General features: G+C 71.5%; 14 protein-coding genes. 6 read left to right on the top strand and 8 right to left on the bottom strand.

The features are described from left to right. Positions 1 to 105: 105 nt before the first annotated feature. A complete protein-coding gene (locus OG878_RS08620) occupies positions 106 to 1,089 on the bottom strand; it encodes a chitosanase (protein WP_443049078.1) in 984 nt (327 codons plus the stop codon). A 553-nt stretch (positions 1,090 to 1,642) separates the two neighbouring features. Then, the gene (locus OG878_RS08615) at positions 1,643 to 2,413 is read right to left on the bottom strand and encodes a chitosanase (protein ID WP_443049244.1); all 771 of its coding nucleotides are present in this window, start codon (positions 2,411 to 2,413) and stop codon (positions 1,643 to 1,645) included. Positions 2,414 to 2,548: 135 nt separating this feature from the next. Here OG878_RS08615 and OG878_RS08610 point away from each other — a divergent pair, with 135 nt between their 5' ends. Continuing rightward, complete coding sequence (locus tag OG878_RS08610; protein WP_328886226.1) at positions 2,549 to 3,232, top strand: alpha/beta fold hydrolase; 684 nt, start codon at positions 2,549 to 2,551, stop codon at positions 3,230 to 3,232. Between the two features lie 144 nt (positions 3,233 to 3,376). On the opposite strand, the gene OG878_RS08605 is transcribed toward OG878_RS08610, so the two are convergent. Beyond that, a complete protein-coding gene (locus OG878_RS08605) occupies positions 3,377 to 3,982 on the bottom strand; it encodes a TIGR03086 family metal-binding protein (protein ID WP_328886225.1) in 606 nt (201 codons plus the stop codon). A 176-nt stretch (positions 3,983 to 4,158) separates the two neighbouring features. On the opposite strand from OG878_RS08605, the gene OG878_RS08600 reads away from it, so the two are divergent. Beyond that, entirely contained in the window at positions 4,159 to 5,139 is a 981-nt protein-coding gene (locus OG878_RS08600; RefSeq protein ID WP_328886224.1) for a fibronectin type III domain-containing protein, read from the top strand. Positions 5,140 to 5,290: 151 nt separating this feature from the next. On the opposite strand, the gene aceB is transcribed toward OG878_RS08600, so the two are convergent. Both aceB and OG878_RS08590 read right to left on the bottom strand, forming a co-directional pair. Further along, a complete protein-coding gene (aceB, locus tag OG878_RS08595; protein ID WP_328886223.1) occupies positions 5,291 to 6,910 on the bottom strand; it encodes a malate synthase A in 1,620 nt (539 codons plus the stop codon). A gap of 286 nt (positions 6,911 to 7,196) precedes the next feature. Then, a complete protein-coding gene (locus OG878_RS08590) occupies positions 7,197 to 7,766 on the bottom strand; it encodes a nucleotidyltransferase family protein (RefSeq protein WP_328891182.1) in 570 nt (189 codons plus the stop codon). A 306-nt stretch (positions 7,767 to 8,072) separates the two neighbouring features. Here OG878_RS08590 and OG878_RS08585 point away from each other — a divergent pair, with 306 nt between their 5' ends. Then, on the top strand, positions 8,073 to 8,375 hold the full coding sequence (locus tag OG878_RS08585; RefSeq protein WP_328886222.1) for a DUF5955 family protein: 303 nt from the start codon (positions 8,073 to 8,075) through the stop codon (positions 8,373 to 8,375). Between the two features lie 28 nt (positions 8,376 to 8,403). On the opposite strand, the gene OG878_RS08580 is transcribed toward OG878_RS08585, so the two are convergent. Further along, positions 8,404 to 9,039, bottom strand: coding sequence for a response regulator (locus OG878_RS08580; protein WP_277329191.1), 636 nt, complete (start codon positions 9,037 to 9,039; stop codon positions 8,404 to 8,406). Next, positions 9,036 to 10,241 (bottom strand): sensor histidine kinase, encoded by a 1,206-nt coding sequence (locus OG878_RS08575; RefSeq protein WP_328886221.1) that lies wholly within the window; start codon positions 10,239 to 10,241, stop codon positions 9,036 to 9,038. Before OG878_RS08575 ends, OG878_RS08580 begins: the two co-directional genes overlap by 4 nt. Positions 10,242 to 10,352: 111 nt before the next feature. Between OG878_RS08575 and OG878_RS08570 the strand changes: the two genes are divergently transcribed. Together OG878_RS08570 and OG878_RS08565 are read left to right on the top strand one after the other, a co-directional pair. Next, complete coding sequence (locus tag OG878_RS08570; protein ID WP_328886220.1) at positions 10,353 to 11,450, top strand: ABC transporter permease; 1,098 nt, start codon at positions 10,353 to 10,355, stop codon at positions 11,448 to 11,450. After that, on the top strand, positions 11,447 to 12,127 hold the full coding sequence (locus OG878_RS08565; RefSeq protein ID WP_328886219.1) for an ABC transporter ATP-binding protein: 681 nt from the start codon (positions 11,447 to 11,449) through the stop codon (positions 12,125 to 12,127). Before OG878_RS08570 ends, OG878_RS08565 begins: the two co-directional genes overlap by 4 nt. 61 nt (positions 12,128 to 12,188) lie before the next feature. Here the strand turns inward: OG878_RS08565 and OG878_RS08560 are convergent, their stop codons facing one another. After that, the gene (locus OG878_RS08560; RefSeq protein WP_328886218.1) at positions 12,189 to 12,989 is read right to left on the bottom strand and encodes an IclR family transcriptional regulator; all 801 of its coding nucleotides are present in this window, start codon (positions 12,987 to 12,989) and stop codon (positions 12,189 to 12,191) included. A 353-nt stretch (positions 12,990 to 13,342) separates the two neighbouring features. Here OG878_RS08560 and allB point away from each other — a divergent pair, with 353 nt between their 5' ends. Further along, positions 13,343 to 14,686: an allantoinase AllB gene (gene allB / locus OG878_RS08555; RefSeq protein ID WP_328886217.1), complete on the top strand. Its 1,344-nt coding sequence runs from the start codon at positions 13,343 to 13,345 to the stop codon at positions 14,684 to 14,686. The last annotated feature ends 1 nt before the right edge of the window (position 14,687 follow it).

The following is a 14,687-nucleotide window of genomic DNA, read 5'->3' as shown; positions in this document are numbered from 1 at the left end:
GCGGCTCCGATGGGCGCGCACTGAGGGTGTCCGGCACGGCGCTGTGGCGCGCACGGCGGGAGCGGTTCGTGCCACAGACGTATTCCGGGCAGGCCCGGGCAGGGCTCAGCCGGTGTGGTAGCTGTCGCCGTACACCTTCCAGTCGAGCTGCGGATCCAGGTTCAGATTGCCCTTCTTCAGGAAGACCCGCTGGGCGGTGTCCACCCGGCTGGTGTCCGAGTGGGCCTCGTCCTGCTGCATCGCCCAGACCCGCGCGTCCAGGAAGGCGTTGAGGTAGGTCACCTCGTTGCCGCCCTGCGACGGCGGCCTCGCCCTGGCGAGCGCTCGCTTGCGGATGGAGCCGAAGCTGGTGCTGTCGTCGCCGTTGCCGTGCATGACGATGGCGTCGTAGTACGCGAACTGGCCGAGCGCGCCGATGCCGTCGGCCCTCCCCCGACCGACCGCCGGGTTGAAGTACATCCGGTCCCGTTCGTCGTTCTGCGCCTGCTTGAAGGCCGGGTCCGATGCCGCGGTCGCCCAGTCCTCGGCGAAATCCGGGTCGAGGCCGTCGTGCGAGTCGGTGCCGTTCACCTCCCGCAGAGCGGGCAGATACTTCGCGAGGACGTTGCCCGGCTTGCGCTGGGTGTACACCTCGACGAGGTCGAGCATGTCGCCGGTGCCGGAGCAGAAGCCGATGATGCCCGCGGTGTAGCCGCAGCCGTCGCCGATGTCCTGGATGTATGTGTACTGGGCCTTCCAGTCGAGCGAGGAGTTCTCGGCGCTGGAGACCAGTTGCATGGCGATCTCCTTCTTCGCCGGATCGTCCAGCCCGGTGGCGGCAGCGGGCTGCCGGGTGGCGGAGACATCCTTGCGCACGGGCGGATGCGTGGGGGCACTGGCGTGGTCGGTGGCGGGTGCCGCCGTGGGACGCCCGGCGGTGGCAGCCGGCTGCCGGGTGACGGAGACATCCTGGCGCACAGCCGGATGCGTGGGGGCACTGGCGTGGTTGGTGGCGGGTGCCGCCGTGAGAGTCACCCCGAATGCGACCAGCGCGAGCCGTACGGGGCGAGTGTTGCGAGGTGCGGCGTGCCGATGGGAAGCGGGCACCATTCCTCCAGAGGGAGTTCGTCGTTCCGTGAGCCGCGACGAAGCTTTCCTATCAGAGCGGGGTGAGCGTTCGGAGTGGAGTGAGAGTCGTGCACTCGTTCGGCGCAAGCGTGTTGAGTTCGGCTACGGAAAGGCCCCGCACCGCGCCGGATGCGGTGCGGGGCCGTACGGGGCGGCCTGCGGATCAAGGGCGGACACCCTCCGGCCGATGGCTGTCAGCAGGTGAGGCGGGCCACGTGGATCCATGCGTCCGTGGGGCCGCCCCGCAGATCATCCAGGGATCAATGCCATTCCTGCTGGCGGTGGTTGAGGAACTGCCCACGGTTCACCCGGCCCGGCACGGGGTACTCCGACCCCGGTCCGCCACGGGAGTTGACCCCGTTGTCGTCGACCATGCAGTCCCCGACGGGGCCCTGGCGCCCCGAGTGGCGACGGAGCTCCGGACGGACTGGGCCACGGGGCCGGCGGCCTGCCCGAGACCGGTGGCGGGAACCCTGCCGGGCGGCCGGCGCGCGGCCCCTCGCGCAGACGCTTCACGCGCCCGCCGATCGCGGGTTCACGGGCCGTCGATGCGGTAGCTGTCGCCGTACACCTTCCACTGCAACGGCGTCTCCAGCTGGAATCTGCCCTCGCGCACGAAGACCCGCTGGGCCGTCTCGACGCGGCTGGTGTCGGAGTGCGACGGCTCCTTGCGGATCGCGGCGACACGGGCGTCGAGGAAGGAGTTCAGATACGTCGCCTCGTCGCCGCCGTGCGACGGCGGTTCTGCCGCGGCCAGTGCTTCGCTGCGGATCGTACGGAACCCGACCGTGCCGGCCGCGTCGTCGGCTCCGTGCATCACATAGGCGTCGTAGTAGATGAACTGGCCCAGGGCGCCCAGTCCGTCGGCCTTGGCCCGTTCGACCGCCGGGTCGAAGTACGAGTGGTCCCGCTCCGCGTCCTGGGCGTCCCGGAATGCGGCGTCGGCCCCCGCCTTCGCCCACGCGTCGGTGAAGGGGAGGCCGAGCCCGTCGTGCGAGTCGCTGCCCTTGACCGCGCGCAGGGCGGGAAGGAACCGCTCCAGCGCATTGCCGGGGCGGGCCACCGCGTACCGCTCGACGACTCTCAGCATGTCGCCGGTACCGGAGCAGAAGCCGATGATGCCCGCGGTGTAACCGCGGCCGTCGCCGATGTCCTGGATGTATGTGTACTGGGCCTTCCAGTCGAGCGAGGAGTTCTCGGCGCTGGAGACCAGTTGCATGGCGATCTCCTTCTTGGCCGGATCGTCGAGTCCGGCCCCGGATGCGCCCTTGTCCGTGTCGGCGCCGGGCGCGGAGCATCCCAGCATCGCGAGGAGCGTCGTCACGAGAGCGGTGACGAGGGCTGTGGCGGGGGTGATCCGGGGGCGCGCGGTGATCTTCACCGCTCCACCTTGCCAGGCGCTGGGAGGGAACCCCGCCCATTCGGCGGTAGCGTCAGCGGTATGGAAGATCAGTCTGTTGTGGATGTAGGCGATGTGCGGCTGGCGTACCGGACCTGGGGCGACCCGTTCGGCTCGCCCGTCGTTCTGCTGCACGGTCTCGGCGGTTCCGCCGCGAACTGGGAGGCGGCTGCGAGCCTGCTGGGCGAGGAATGGCGCGTGTACGCCCTCGATCTGCGCGGGCACGGCGAGAGCGACTGGCCCGACGAGTACTCCTTCGAGCTGATGCGGGACGACGTTCTCGGCTTCCTCGACGAGTGCGAGCTCGACCGCGTGGGGCTGGTCGGCCACTCCATGGGCGGGGTCGTCGCCCATCTGCTCGCCCAGGAGCATGCGGACCGGGTGGAACGGCTGGTACTGGTGGAGACCCCGCCACCGTTCCCGAGCGAGCCGCGGCCGACCGCGCAGCCGGACGGGCCGGTGGACTACGACTGGAACGTCGTCGCGCCCATCCGGGCCCAGGTCGCCGACCCCGATCCGGCGTGGGCGGACGGTCTCGGTGAGATCGTCGCACCCACACTGATGATCTCCGGCGGTCCGGAGAGCACGATGCCGCAGGGCCGGCTGGCCGACATGGCCTCCCTGATCCCGGACTGCCGCCTGATCACCCTGGGCGGCGGGCACCACGTGCACCAGACCCACGCGGACCAGGTCGCCCAGCAGATCACCGAGTTCTTCACCAGCTGAGCGCAGGGGCCCGGCCCCGGGCCGGGCACCTGACCGCCTGGTTTCTGCGTGCACTGCGGCGCCGACGCCTACGGAGCCGTCCGGCGATCGAGGACAGCGCGGCGACCCGCCGGAACCGGCACCCGAAGTCGTCTCATGCCCGGCTCAGCCTCCCGGCTGCCAGTCCGGACGGCGCCCGCTCATCGCCACCGCCCGGTCGATGAGCGGCGCGTCGGCCGGCACCGGTACCGGCGGCCCGAAGGGCCTCTCCGGCAGGGGGTTGTCGTCGCTCGGCGTCAGCATGGCCAGCGAGACCCGCAGGTTCGCCTCGTCCGCCTCGTACTTCTGACCGGTCGACCGTGCCAGGTCCCATCCGTGGATCACCAGCTCGTTCAGTGCCACCATGTGGGCCACCTCGCCCGGCAGGTCCACCCCGCCGGCCCTGGTCATCCCTTGCCGCGCGGCGGGGTCCCGCCAGGCGGCCACCAGTTCGTCCAGCAGGGGCGGGAGCGTGTCGCGCCAGCCGTCCGGCAGGACCGGACGCGCGGCGTCCGGTGAGGTGTCGGTCGTGGGTCCGAAGGCCTTGCGGGCCGCGTCCCGGAAGGCCGTGGTCAGCCCGACGAGGTGGGCGAGCAGATCCCGTACTTCATAGTCGGGGCAGGGCGTCGGGCCGGTCAGACAACGGTCCTCGATGCCGGGGAGCAGCTCGGCCACCTGCCGTGCCGCAGGTTCCAGATCGAGCGTGGGCGTTGTCGTGTTCTCTGTGTCCATACAGTTCAGACTGGCGCGACAGCCGGAAATCATCGCCCGGCACGCAGAAGGTCGCGCGCGGAATCCGGGCACCGCAGACCGGTATATCGCCGAGCGTGCGGCACGCCCTCTTGTCGGGGCCCCGTCAGCCGTGTCATACAGGTCCAGACCATTGCCGCCGGACGGAAGGCACGACCGTGCAACGCCCCCACGCCCACGCCGCGTCGGCCACCTCCGCCGCCCTGCTCCTCGCCCTGCTCACCGCCTGCGGCGGGACCGCCGATGCCGCCGACACCCAGCGGCCGAGCGCGCCCCGCGGGGTGACGGCCCAGGCGAGCAGTGCCACCTCCGTACACGTCATGTGGGACCGGGCTTCCGACAACAGGGCGATCACCGGCTACGAGGTGTACCGCACGGGCAGGAAGGTCAAGTCCGTCGTGTCGGCCCGGCAGATGATCGACATCGACGGTCTGTCCCCCTCCACCGCCTACACCTTCACCGTCCGGGCCCGCGACGCGGCCGGGAACCTCTCCGCGGCGAGCGAGGCCGTCGCCGTGACCACGCCCGCGCCGACCCCCGCGGACCACGAGGCGCCGACCCGGCCCGTCCGGCTGCGCGGGAAGACGGACGGCAGCCGGTCGGCGACCCTGTCGTGGGGCGGCTCGACGGACGACGTGGGTGTGACCGCGTACGACATCTACCAGGAGGACTCCCGTATCCACAGCGTGCCCGGCACGCAGACCACGGCCCGCCTGACCGGACTGCGCCCCGGCACGGTCTACACCTTCACCGTCCGGGCCCGCGACGCCGCAGACACCTCCTCACCGGACAGCAACGCCCTCGACCTCACCACGCCCTCCGCCCCGGGTGCCCCCGCCGGTACCGCCCCCACCGATCTGCGGATCAGGTCCACGGCCCTGGGCAAGGAGTACGCGATCGATCTGGACTGGAAGCAGCCCGAAACCGGCGGTGAGATACCCGCCTACCAGCTCTTCCTCGACGGACGTCTCACCACCACGATCGTGTGGGGCGGCAAGCCGCCGGCGGGACGGGCGACCTACCGGCTGACCGTCAGCGACCCCCGCGGGACGCGCTACTCGATGAAGATCCGGGCCGAGCTGCCCGACGGGAAGTGGGGCGACTTCTCCGCCCGGCGCACGGTCGTCCTCGGCGACTGACGGGGGTTCGTGCCGAGAGGCATGGCGTGCGGGTTGCCGCGCTGTGCCGGGAGCGGGTCCTGAGCCCGGCCGCCGCGGGTCGTCCCCGGGACGCCTCCGCCCCCGGTACGGTGCGGTACCGGGGGCGGACGGTCTGCGGATTCGGCGGGGATCAGACCAGCTGTTCGTACGCCGGCAGCGTCAGGAAGTCCGCGTAGTCCTGGTCCAGCGACACCTGGAGAAGCAGGTCGTGGGCCTGCTGCCACGTGCCGGAGGTGAATGCCTCCTCGCCGATCTCCTCGCGGATCGCGGCGAGTTCCTCGGCGGCGACCTTGCGGGCCAGGTCCGCCGTGGCGTGTGCGCCGTTCTCGAAGACCACGTCCGCGTTGATCCACTGCCAGATCTGCGAGCGGGAGATCTCCGCGGTGGCGGCGTCCTCCATCAGGTTGAAGATGGCGACCGCGCCCATGCCGCGCAGCCACGCCTCGATGTAGCGGATGCCGACCGCCACGGCGTTGCGCAGGCCGTCGTACGTGGGCTTGGCGTCCAGGGTGTCGATGGCGATGAGGTCGCCCGCCGCCACGGAGACGTCCTCGCGCAGGCGTTCCTTCTGGTTCGGCTTCTCGCCGAGTACCGCGTCGAACGAGGCCATCGCGATCGGGACGAGGTCGGGGTGGGCGACCCAGGAGCCGTCGAAGCCGTCGTTCGCCTCCCGGTCCTTGTCGGCCTTGACCTTCTCGAAGGCGACCTTGTTGACCGCGGCGTCGCGGCGGGACGGGATGAAGGCCGCCATGCCGCCGATCGCGTGCGCGCCCCGCTTGTGGCAGGTGCGGACGAGGAGTTCGGTGTACGCGCGCATGAACGGGGCCGTCATCGTCACGGCGTTGCGGTCCGGCAGGACGAACTTCGAGCCGCCGTCACGGAAGTTCTTGACGATGGAGAAGAGATAGTCCCAGCGGCCCGCGTTCAGCCCGGAGGCGTGGTCGCGGAGCTCGTACAGGATCTCCTCCATCTCGTACGCGGCCGTGATCGTCTCGATCAGGACGGTCGCGCGGACGGTGCCCTGCGGGATGCCGACGTAGTCCTGGGCGAAGACGAAGATGTCGTTCCAGAGGCGGGCCTCCAGGTGCGACTCCGTCTTCGGGAGGTAGAAGTACGGGCCCTTGCCGAGGTCGATGAGGCGCTGGGCGTTGTGGAAGAAGTAGAGGCCGAAGTCGACCAGCGCACCGGGCACGGGGGTGCCGTCGAGCTGGATATGACGCTCATTCAGGTGCCAGCCGCGGGGGCGGGTGACCACGGTGGCGAGTTCGTCGGCGGGCTTCAGTGCGTAGGACTTGCCCGACACGGGGTCGGTGAAGTCGATGCGGCGCTCGTAGGCGTCGATCAGATTGAGCTGGCCGAGGATGACGTTCTCCCACGTGGGGGCGGACGCGTCCTCGAAGTCGGCGAGCCAGACCCTGGCGCCCGAGTTCAGAGCGTTGATGGTCATCTTGCGGTCGGTCGGACCGGTGATCTCCACCCGTCGGTCGTTCAGCGCGGCCGGGGCCGGGGCGACCTTCCAGGAGTCGTCCGCGCGGATCGCCGCCGTCTCGGGCAGGAAGTCCAGCGTGGAGGTGCGGGCGATCTCGGCGCGGCGCTCGCCGCGGCGGGCGAGCAGCTCGTCGCGACGAGGCGTGAACTGCCGGTGCAGCTCGGCCACGAACGCGAGGGCCGCGTCGGTCAGGACCTCGTCCTGCCGGGGCAGGGGCTGGGCATCGACGATGGCCGGCGTGGACGGCGCTGGTGCGGGCATGAGCGGTCACTCCTTCAGCGGGCGGTGCGGCGATGCGGCAGTGCGGGCGGCGGCTCCGCGGCCGCCCGGGCCGCGCGAAACGGCACGGCGTGCCAGGGCTCCGGGATACGGCTGCGGGAGCCGTCTGGGCTGCAGAGCGCTTCTGACCAGTGGATAGTAGTTTCCTTATGGTGGAAGTTCAATGGTCTGTTGATGTCGAGACTCTCCGTGCCGACAGAAAGGGAGCCGGCTGGCGCGGCGTGCCAGGGGCTTGTACAGCGTGTGCCCCCTGAGCCGCCCGGGCCACTCATTCGAGGCGTGTCAGATCCTCGGCCGTATCGATGTCGTACGCCTCCGCCACATCGGAACACTCGACGAGCGTGATCGCATCGCGGTGCGTCCGCAGATATGCCCGCGCCCCCTGGTCGCCCACCGCGCCCGCCGCGACATCCGTCCACCGATCGGCCCCGAACAGCACGGGATGGCCGCGCTCCCCGTCGTACGAGGCTGCCGCCAGGCTCGTGCGGGACAGATACGCCGCCCGCACCCGCGCCACCGCCTGTGCACCGATGCCCGGCTGGTCGACGAGCAGGACGATCGCCGCATCCGCTCCCGTACCGGCGAGCGAGCGGAGTCCCGCACGCAGCGACGAACCCATGCCTTCCGGCCACTGTGCATTGACGGTCACCACGCAGCCGGAGAGGTCGGCCCGCGCCCGTACCTCCTCCGCCGCGGCGCCGAGCACCACATGGAGGGGGTCGCAGCCGCCGGTGCGCAGCATGCGCAAGGCGTGCTCGACGAGCGGTCGGCCGCGGTGCTCCAGCAGGGCTTTCGGCCGGCCACCGAGTCGCCGCCCGCCGCCCGCGGCGAGCAGCAGACCGGCGATCACCGGCTGCCGTCCCCCGTCGGAGGGACCGGACGGTTGCGGAGTGCCGGAAGTGGACAGGGTGTGAGGTGAATGAGCCATGAGGTCCTGAATACCTCACCGCACCGGTGATTTCCCGCCGGACCGGCCAGTACGCTGTGTCCCCCCGGTGGTCACCCTGATTTCAGTCCGTGGAGTCGCGCACGGCACCTTTCATGGCGTTAACTTGCGCGCATCCCTGGGCACTTGACCACCGCTCGGGATGTGGTCGAAACACCGGCACAAGGATGTGCGAGGGGGAGTGCTTTGTTGCGAAGCGTGGGGCAGACGCGGGTGACCAGCAGTGGCGAGGACCCGAGGGTGACGGAGCTGCGTACGGCCGTCTCCCGGCTCCGCCGTGAGCTGGCAGGGCATCGCGCGGAGTTCCCGGACCGCGCGATCGCCGAGGACGAGCTGGCCGCGCTGGACGCCATGGCGGTCACCGGTGCGCCCGAGATTCCGCGGCTGCGCCGCTCCCTGCTGCTGATCGCGGGCGCGGTCGGTTCGGTCAGCGCGCTGGCTTCCGCGCTCAGGGACGTACGCATCGCCGTGGACCTCTTCGGCGAGCCGCCGAGCCGCTGACGTACGGGAAGGGAGCGCGGGCAGGGGGTCAGCGGCGGATGAGGCGGCGCGCCGTTGCCGCAGCCACTGCCGACGTGCGGGAGTCGACGCCCAATTTGGCGTAGATGTGCACGAGATGGGACTTCACCGTCGCCTGGCTGAGGAACAGCGCCTTGCTGATCTGCAGGTTCGACAGTCCCTCACCGACCAGTTGCAGCACCTCCAGCTCGCGCTTGGTCAGGGCCTCGGCGGGCGTCCGCATGCGGTCCATCAGCCGGTGCGCGACGGCCGGGGCGAGCGCCGAGCGGCCGGCCGCCGCCGTGCGTACCGCTGCGGCCAGCTCCTCGGGCGGGGCGTCCTTGAGGAGGTAGCCGCTTGCGCCCGCCTCCACGGCCGCCAGGATGTCGGCGTCCGTGTCGTAGGTGGTGAGGATCAGGACCCGGGGCGCGTCGGGCACCGCGGTGATCGCCGCGGTGGCCTCCGAGCCGTGCAGCCCCGCCCCGAACTGGAGATCCATCAGCACGACGTCGAACTCGCCCGTCGCCGCGAGCGCCACGGCCCGCTCGGCGGTGTCGGCCTCGGCGACCACGCGGAAGTCCGGTTCGGTGTCGAGGACGGCCCGCAGCCCGGCACGCACCACCGGATGGTCGTCGGCGAGCAGCAGCCGGATGGGGGTGGCGCTCATGCGGCGGACCTCGCTTCGTGCCCGGGCAGCGGCAGGGGGAGGGTGAGCGCCAGGGCGGTGCCCTGGCCGGGGGACGATTCGACACTGAGCGTCCCGCCGAGCGAACCGGCCCGGGACCGCATGGCGGGGAGACCGAAACCGCCGGTCTCCGTGTCCCCCGAGACCGTGGGTGCGCCGGGCGAGAAGCCCCGGCCGTCGTCCACGACGTCCAGCGACACCGAGGTGCCCATGAAGCTGAGCGTGATCTCCGCACGCCGGGCTCCGGAGTGCTGCACCGTGTTGGCCAGCGCCGACTGGGCGGTACGGAGCAGCGCCACCTCGTACGGCGTCGGCAGCTCCACCGGCGTCCCGCTGACCGCGAACTGCACCGCCAGATCCGGTCCGGAGGTGCGCGTGCAGAGGCGTTCGAGGGCGCCCGCGAGCGAGCCGTTCTCCAGATCGGGCGGGGAGAGGGCGCGTACGAAGCGGCGGGCCTCGGCGAGATTGTCCTGCGCGGCTTCGCGGGCCCGGCGCACATGCGCGGTGGCGGGGGCGTCCGGCGGCAGGGTGCGTTCGGCGGCGCGCAGCAGCAGCTGAATGCTGGACAGGCCCTGCGCGAGCGTGTCGTGGATCTCGCGGGCCAGCCGCTCGCGTTCGGCGAGCGTTCCCGCCGTGCGCTCGGCGACGGCCAGCTCCGCCCGGGTCGAGACCAGCTCCTCGATCAGCTCGCGGCGCCGCTCGCTCTCCCGGAACAACGCGTCGTACCCGAGGACCGTGGCGATCGCGACCGCCGCACCGAGCAGCGGCCCGATGAATGCGCCGGGCGTGATCTGCCCGCTGTGCAGCACGAAGCCGGTGACGGCAGCCGCCGCGGTGACGACGACGGCGGGCAGACCCCAGCGCATCGGCAGCAGATGCAGCTGCAGGAAGTACAGCGGGAAGGCCAGCCACAGGGCGTCCGGCGAGAGGACGAGAAGAGCGAGCCAGAGCACCCCCAGCAGCGACAGCCACAGGGCGGCCGCCCTGTTCTGCGGCTGTACGGCGGGGGCGAGCGCGCCCGCCGCGTAGACAGCGGCCATGATGCAGGCGAGCGCGACCACGGCGGGCGCGCTCGATGAGCCGTCGCTCACGGCCGGCATCGCGGCGAGGGCCAGCAGACCCAGCAGCAGAGCGTGCAGACACAGCCGCAGCGCGGCGACCGGGGTGTGCGAACGCGAATCCATGATGCGTTCCAGAGTAGACGCGCGGCCTCCGCGGCCGGTCAATCGAAAGGTTGATGTCAGGCCCCACCGGCGTGCGATGTTTTCGCGGACCGGCCGACCGAGGCTGGAGCCATGTTCGTCGCATGGAGAGATCTCCGGTTCGCCAGGGGCCGGTTCGCGCTCATGGGCACGGTCGTGGTGCTGATCACGCTGCTCGTGGGCTTGTTGTCCGGTCTTACGGCCGGTCTGGCCAGGGAGAACACCTCGGCCGTCACGGGGCTGAACGCCGATCACCTTGCGTTCGCCGCCCCGCCCGACGGCCAGTCGGTGTCCTTCACCAACTCGACCGTGGGGGAGAGCGCGTGGCGGAGCTGGGCTGAGCAGCCCGGTGTCGGCGCCGCGCAGCCCCTCGGCATCCGTACGCTCGACGCCGCCGCCGTTCCGGGGAAGCGGACGGCTGCCGTGTCGGCGTTCGGTGTCGAGCAGGACTCGGGCCTGGCCCCGGCGGCCGGCGCAGCGCGCGTCGCCCCGGGGAGGGTCGTGCTCTCGGAGCAGGCCGCCGACGAGCTCGGCGCGGACGCCGGTGACCGGGTGCGGCTCGGCCGCGTCGAGGTGCGTGTGGCGGCGGTCGCGGGAGATGCCTCGTACAGCCATACGCCGGTTGTGTGGACCTCCCTCGACGACTGGCAGCGTTTCGCGGACAGCGGGACGGGCAGCGCGCCGCACGCCACGGTGATCGCCCTGACCACCACCGGCGGCGCCGACCTGGCCGCCGGTGACACGGCGGCCGGCACCAGCACGCTCTCCCTCGACGACTCGCTCACCGCCATCGGCTCCTACCAGGCCGAGAGCGGCTCGCTCCAGCTGATGCGCGGCTTCCTCTTCGCCATCTCGGCCCTGGTGATCGGGGCCTTCTTCACCGTCTGGACGATCCAGCGCAGCGGCGACGTCGCCGTCCTCAAGGCGCTCGGCGCCTCCACCCCGTACCTCCTGCGTGACGCGCTCGGGCAGGCGGTCGTGATGCTGGCGATCGGTACGGGACTGGGCACCGCGCTCGCCTCGGGCATCGGCGCGGTGGTCAGCGGCGGGGCCGTGCCGTTCGTCCTCGACGCGGCGACCGTCCTCGTTCCGTCGGCCGTCTTGATCGCCCTCGGTGCCCTCGGGGCGGCGCTGTCCATCCGGCGGATCACCGCCGTCGACCCGCTCACCGCACTCGGGAGTGCCCGATGACCCTCACCCTCGCCGATGTCACCCTCACCTACCCCGACGGCGACGGCCGGCTCACCGCACTCGACCGGGTCTCGCTCGACGTTCCCGAGGGCTCGCTCACCGCGGTCGTCGGACCGTCCGGCTCCGGCAAGTCCAGCCTCCTCGCGGTGGCCGCGACGCTGGTCACGCCGGACGAGGGGCGGGTCGTGGTCGCAGGCCGGGAGACGGCGGGACTCGGACGCGCCCGGAAGACGGCGCTGCGTCGCGAACGCATCGGCATCGTCTTCCAGCAGCCGAACCTGCTGCCGTCGCTGACCGCCGTCGAACAGCTTCAGGTGATGACCCATCTGTCGGGCGGCACCGCACGCGGCGCCCGCGGGCGGGCGCTGGAGCTCCTCGGCGCGGTCGGTCTGGCCGACCAGGCGGGCCGCAGGCCGCACCAGCTGTCGGGCGGTCAGCGCCAGCGGATCAATATCGCGCGGGCGCTGATGAATGATCCCGCGGTACTCCTGGTCGACGAGCCGACGAGCGCTCTCGACCATGAGCGCGGCGCGGCGGTGCTGGACCTGCTGATCGCGCTGACCCGGGAACGGTCGACGGCGACCGTGCTGGTCACCCATGACCGGACGCATCTGGAACGGACGGACCGGACGGTGGTGATGCGGGACGGGCGGCTGACGGAAGCGGTGCTCAGCTGACCCGAACACACCGGTGCCCGCCGGGACCCTGCCCGGCGGGCACCGCTGCGTCCCTACGGCCTCAGCCCGTCGAACCGCTGCTCGCCAGCGCGTCCGACAGTTCCTTCGCGACCTGCTGCAGGATCGGCACGATCCGCTCCGTCGCCGACTCCGTGACGCGTCCCGCGGGGCCCGAGATGGAGATCGCCGCCGAGGTGGGGGAGTTCGGTACGGAGACCGCCAGGCAGCGGACCCCTATCTCCTGCTCGTTGTCGTCCACCGCGTAGCCCACCCGGCGGACCTGGTCGAGTGCCTCCAGGAAGCCGTCCGGCGTGGTGATCGTCTTCTCGGTGGCGGCCGGCATTCCGGTGCGGGCCAGCAGCGCCCGTACCTCCTCCGGCGCGGTGTGCGCGAGGAGCGCCTTGCCCACCCCCGTGGAGTGGGGGAGCACCCGCCGGCCCACCTCCGTGAACATCCGCATGGAGTGCTTCGACGGCACCTGTGCGACGTACACGATCTCGTCGCCGTCGAGCAGCGCCATGTTCGCCGTCTCGCCGGTCTCCTCCACCAGCCGTGCCAGATACGGGCGGGCCCAGGTCCCGAGCAGTCGTGACGCGGACTCGCCGAGCCGGATCAGGCGCGGTCCGAGCGCATAGCGCCGGTTGGGCTGCTGGCGTACGTAGCCGCAGACGACCAGCGTGCGCATCAGCCGGTGAATGGTGGGCAGCGGAAGCCCGCTGCTCGCGGAGAGTTCGCTCAGCCCGACCTCGCCGCCGGCGTCGGCCATCCGTTCCAGCAGGTCGAAGGCGCGCTCAAGGGACTGCACGCCGCCGCTGGAGCCGGCGGGCTTGGAGTCGGATGTGCTGGCGTGGGACGACGGCACGTCAACGGTCCTTTCGAGGCGGAAGGGCGAGGCAGCAGCCTACCGGGCGGTTCCCGATCGGCCCACTGCTGCGGTACGGCGTCCTGGCCGGTCAGGACCTGTCTGTGCGGGTGTCCTCAGCCCCCGGGGCGGTGCTGCGACGCCGTTCCCGACCCATGTTACGTTCCGTACTGCGAAATTATACTTTTGCTTCGTGGAAATCTTCGATTGCGCGTGTGAGTGGTCCGCTCGCCCTCCGGTGGGGAAGGTGGGGTCTTGACGGGCGGGAATCCCGCATGAAGACTCCTTCAACAGTTCGTTGAATTTCTTCGGCGGCCGTGGTCCGCCGAATCGTCCGGAAGTGAGGAGCACGGGTGTCCGGTGCGGACGTGAACCTGCTACTGCGCTCGACGCGCGTCGTCACCCCCGAGGGAACGCGCCCCGCGGCGGTGGCCGTCGCCGGCGGCACGATCGACGCCGTCCTGCCCTACGGGACCGAGGTGCCGGCCGGCGTCCGGCTGGAGGACTTCGGTGACGACGTCCTGCTGCCCGGCCTCGTCGACACCCATGTCCATGTGAACGACCCCGGCCGCACCGAGTGGGAAGGCTTCTGGACCGCCACCCGCGCCGCGGCGGCGGGCGGCATCACCACCCTGCTCGACATGCCGCTCAACTCCCTCCCGCCGACCACTACCGTCGGGCATCTGCGCACCAAGCAGCAGGTGGCAGCCGCCAGGGCACACATCGACACCGGCTTCTGGGGCGGGGCGGTCCCGGCCAACGTCAAGGACCTGCGACCGCTGTACGAGGCCGGGGTCTTCGGCTTCAAGTGCTTCCTGTCGCCCTCCGGCGTCGAGGAGTTCCCCGAGCTCGGCCAGGAGCAACTGGCCCGGTCCATGGCCGAGATCGCCGGGTTCGGCGGGCTGCTCATCGTGCACGCCGAGGACCCGCACCATCTGGCGGCAGCGCCCCAGCACGGCGGCCCGGCGTACGCCGACTTCCTCGCCTCCCGGCCGCGCGACGCCGAGAACACCGCCATCGAAGGCCTCATCGCCCACGCCGCGCGGCTGAACGCGCGCATCCACGTCCTGCATCTGTCGTCCAGCGACGCGCTGCCGCTGATCGCGGCCGCCAAGCGCGACGGCGTGCGCGTCACCGTCGAGTCGTGCCCGCACTTCCTCACTCTCACCGCCGAGGAAGTCCCGGACGGGGCGACGGAGTTCAAGTGCTGCCCGCCGATCCGCGAGGCCGCCAACCAGGACGCGCTCTGGGACGGACTCGCCGACGGCACGATCGACTGCATCGTCTCCGACCACTCGCCCTGCACCACCGACCTGAAGACGCCGGACTTCGCGTCCGCCTGGGGCGGCATCTCCTCCCTCCAGCTTGGTCTGCCTGCCATCTGGACCGAGGCGCGCCGGCGCGGCCACGCGCTCGACGAGGTGGTCCGCTGGATGTCCGCCGCCCCCGCCGCGCTGGCCGGGCTGGCCCGCAAGGGCGCCATCGAGGCCGGCCGCGACGCCGACTTCGCCGTCCTCGCCCCCGACGAGACGTTCACCGTCGACCCGGCCGAGCTGTTCCACCGCAACCAGGTCACCGCCTACGCCGGGAAGACCCTGCACGGTGTCGTGAAGTCGACCTGGCTGCGCGGCCGGCGCATCGCGGCGGACGGCGTCTTCACCGAGCCCACCGGCCGCCTCCTCGAAAGGGATCACTGAC

The sequence above is a fragment of the Streptomyces sp. NBC_00316 genome, from assembly GCF_036158715.1.
Classification (GTDB): domain Bacteria; phylum Actinomycetota; class Actinomycetes; order Streptomycetales; family Streptomycetaceae; genus Streptomyces.
This window is presented reverse-complemented; position numbering and strand designations above follow the sequence as displayed.

What these genes read in the sequence shown, in the direction of transcription:
- aceB (WP_328886223.1), bottom strand. Translation starts at nt 6,910, where the DNA reads ATGCCCGCACCAGCGCCGTCCACGCCGGCCATCGTCGATGCCCAGCCC.
- OG878_RS08565 (WP_328886219.1), top strand. Translation starts at nt 11,447, where the DNA reads ATGACCCTCACCCTCGCCGATGTCACCCTCACCTACCCCGACGGCGAC.
- OG878_RS08620 (WP_443049078.1), bottom strand. Translation starts at nt 1,089, where the DNA reads ATGGTGCCCGCTTCCCATCGGCACGCCGCACCTCGCAACACTCGCCCC.
- OG878_RS08575 (WP_328886221.1), bottom strand. Translation starts at nt 10,241, where the DNA reads ATGGATTCGCGTTCGCACACCCCGGTCGCCGCGCTGCGGCTGTGTCTG.
- OG878_RS08570 (WP_328886220.1), top strand. Translation starts at nt 10,353, where the DNA reads ATGTTCGTCGCATGGAGAGATCTCCGGTTCGCCAGGGGCCGGTTCGCG.
- OG878_RS08610 (WP_328886226.1), top strand. Translation starts at nt 2,549, where the DNA reads ATGGAAGATCAGTCTGTTGTGGATGTAGGCGATGTGCGGCTGGCGTAC.
- OG878_RS08580 (WP_277329191.1), bottom strand. Translation starts at nt 9,039, where the DNA reads ATGAGCGCCACCCCCATCCGGCTGCTGCTCGCCGACGACCATCCGGTG.
- OG878_RS08615 (WP_443049244.1), bottom strand. Translation starts at nt 2,413, where the DNA reads ATGCTGGGATGCTCCGCGCCCGGCGCCGACACGGACAAGGGCGCATCC.
- OG878_RS08605 (WP_328886225.1), bottom strand. Translation starts at nt 3,982, where the DNA reads ATGGACACAGAGAACACGACAACGCCCACGCTCGATCTGGAACCTGCG.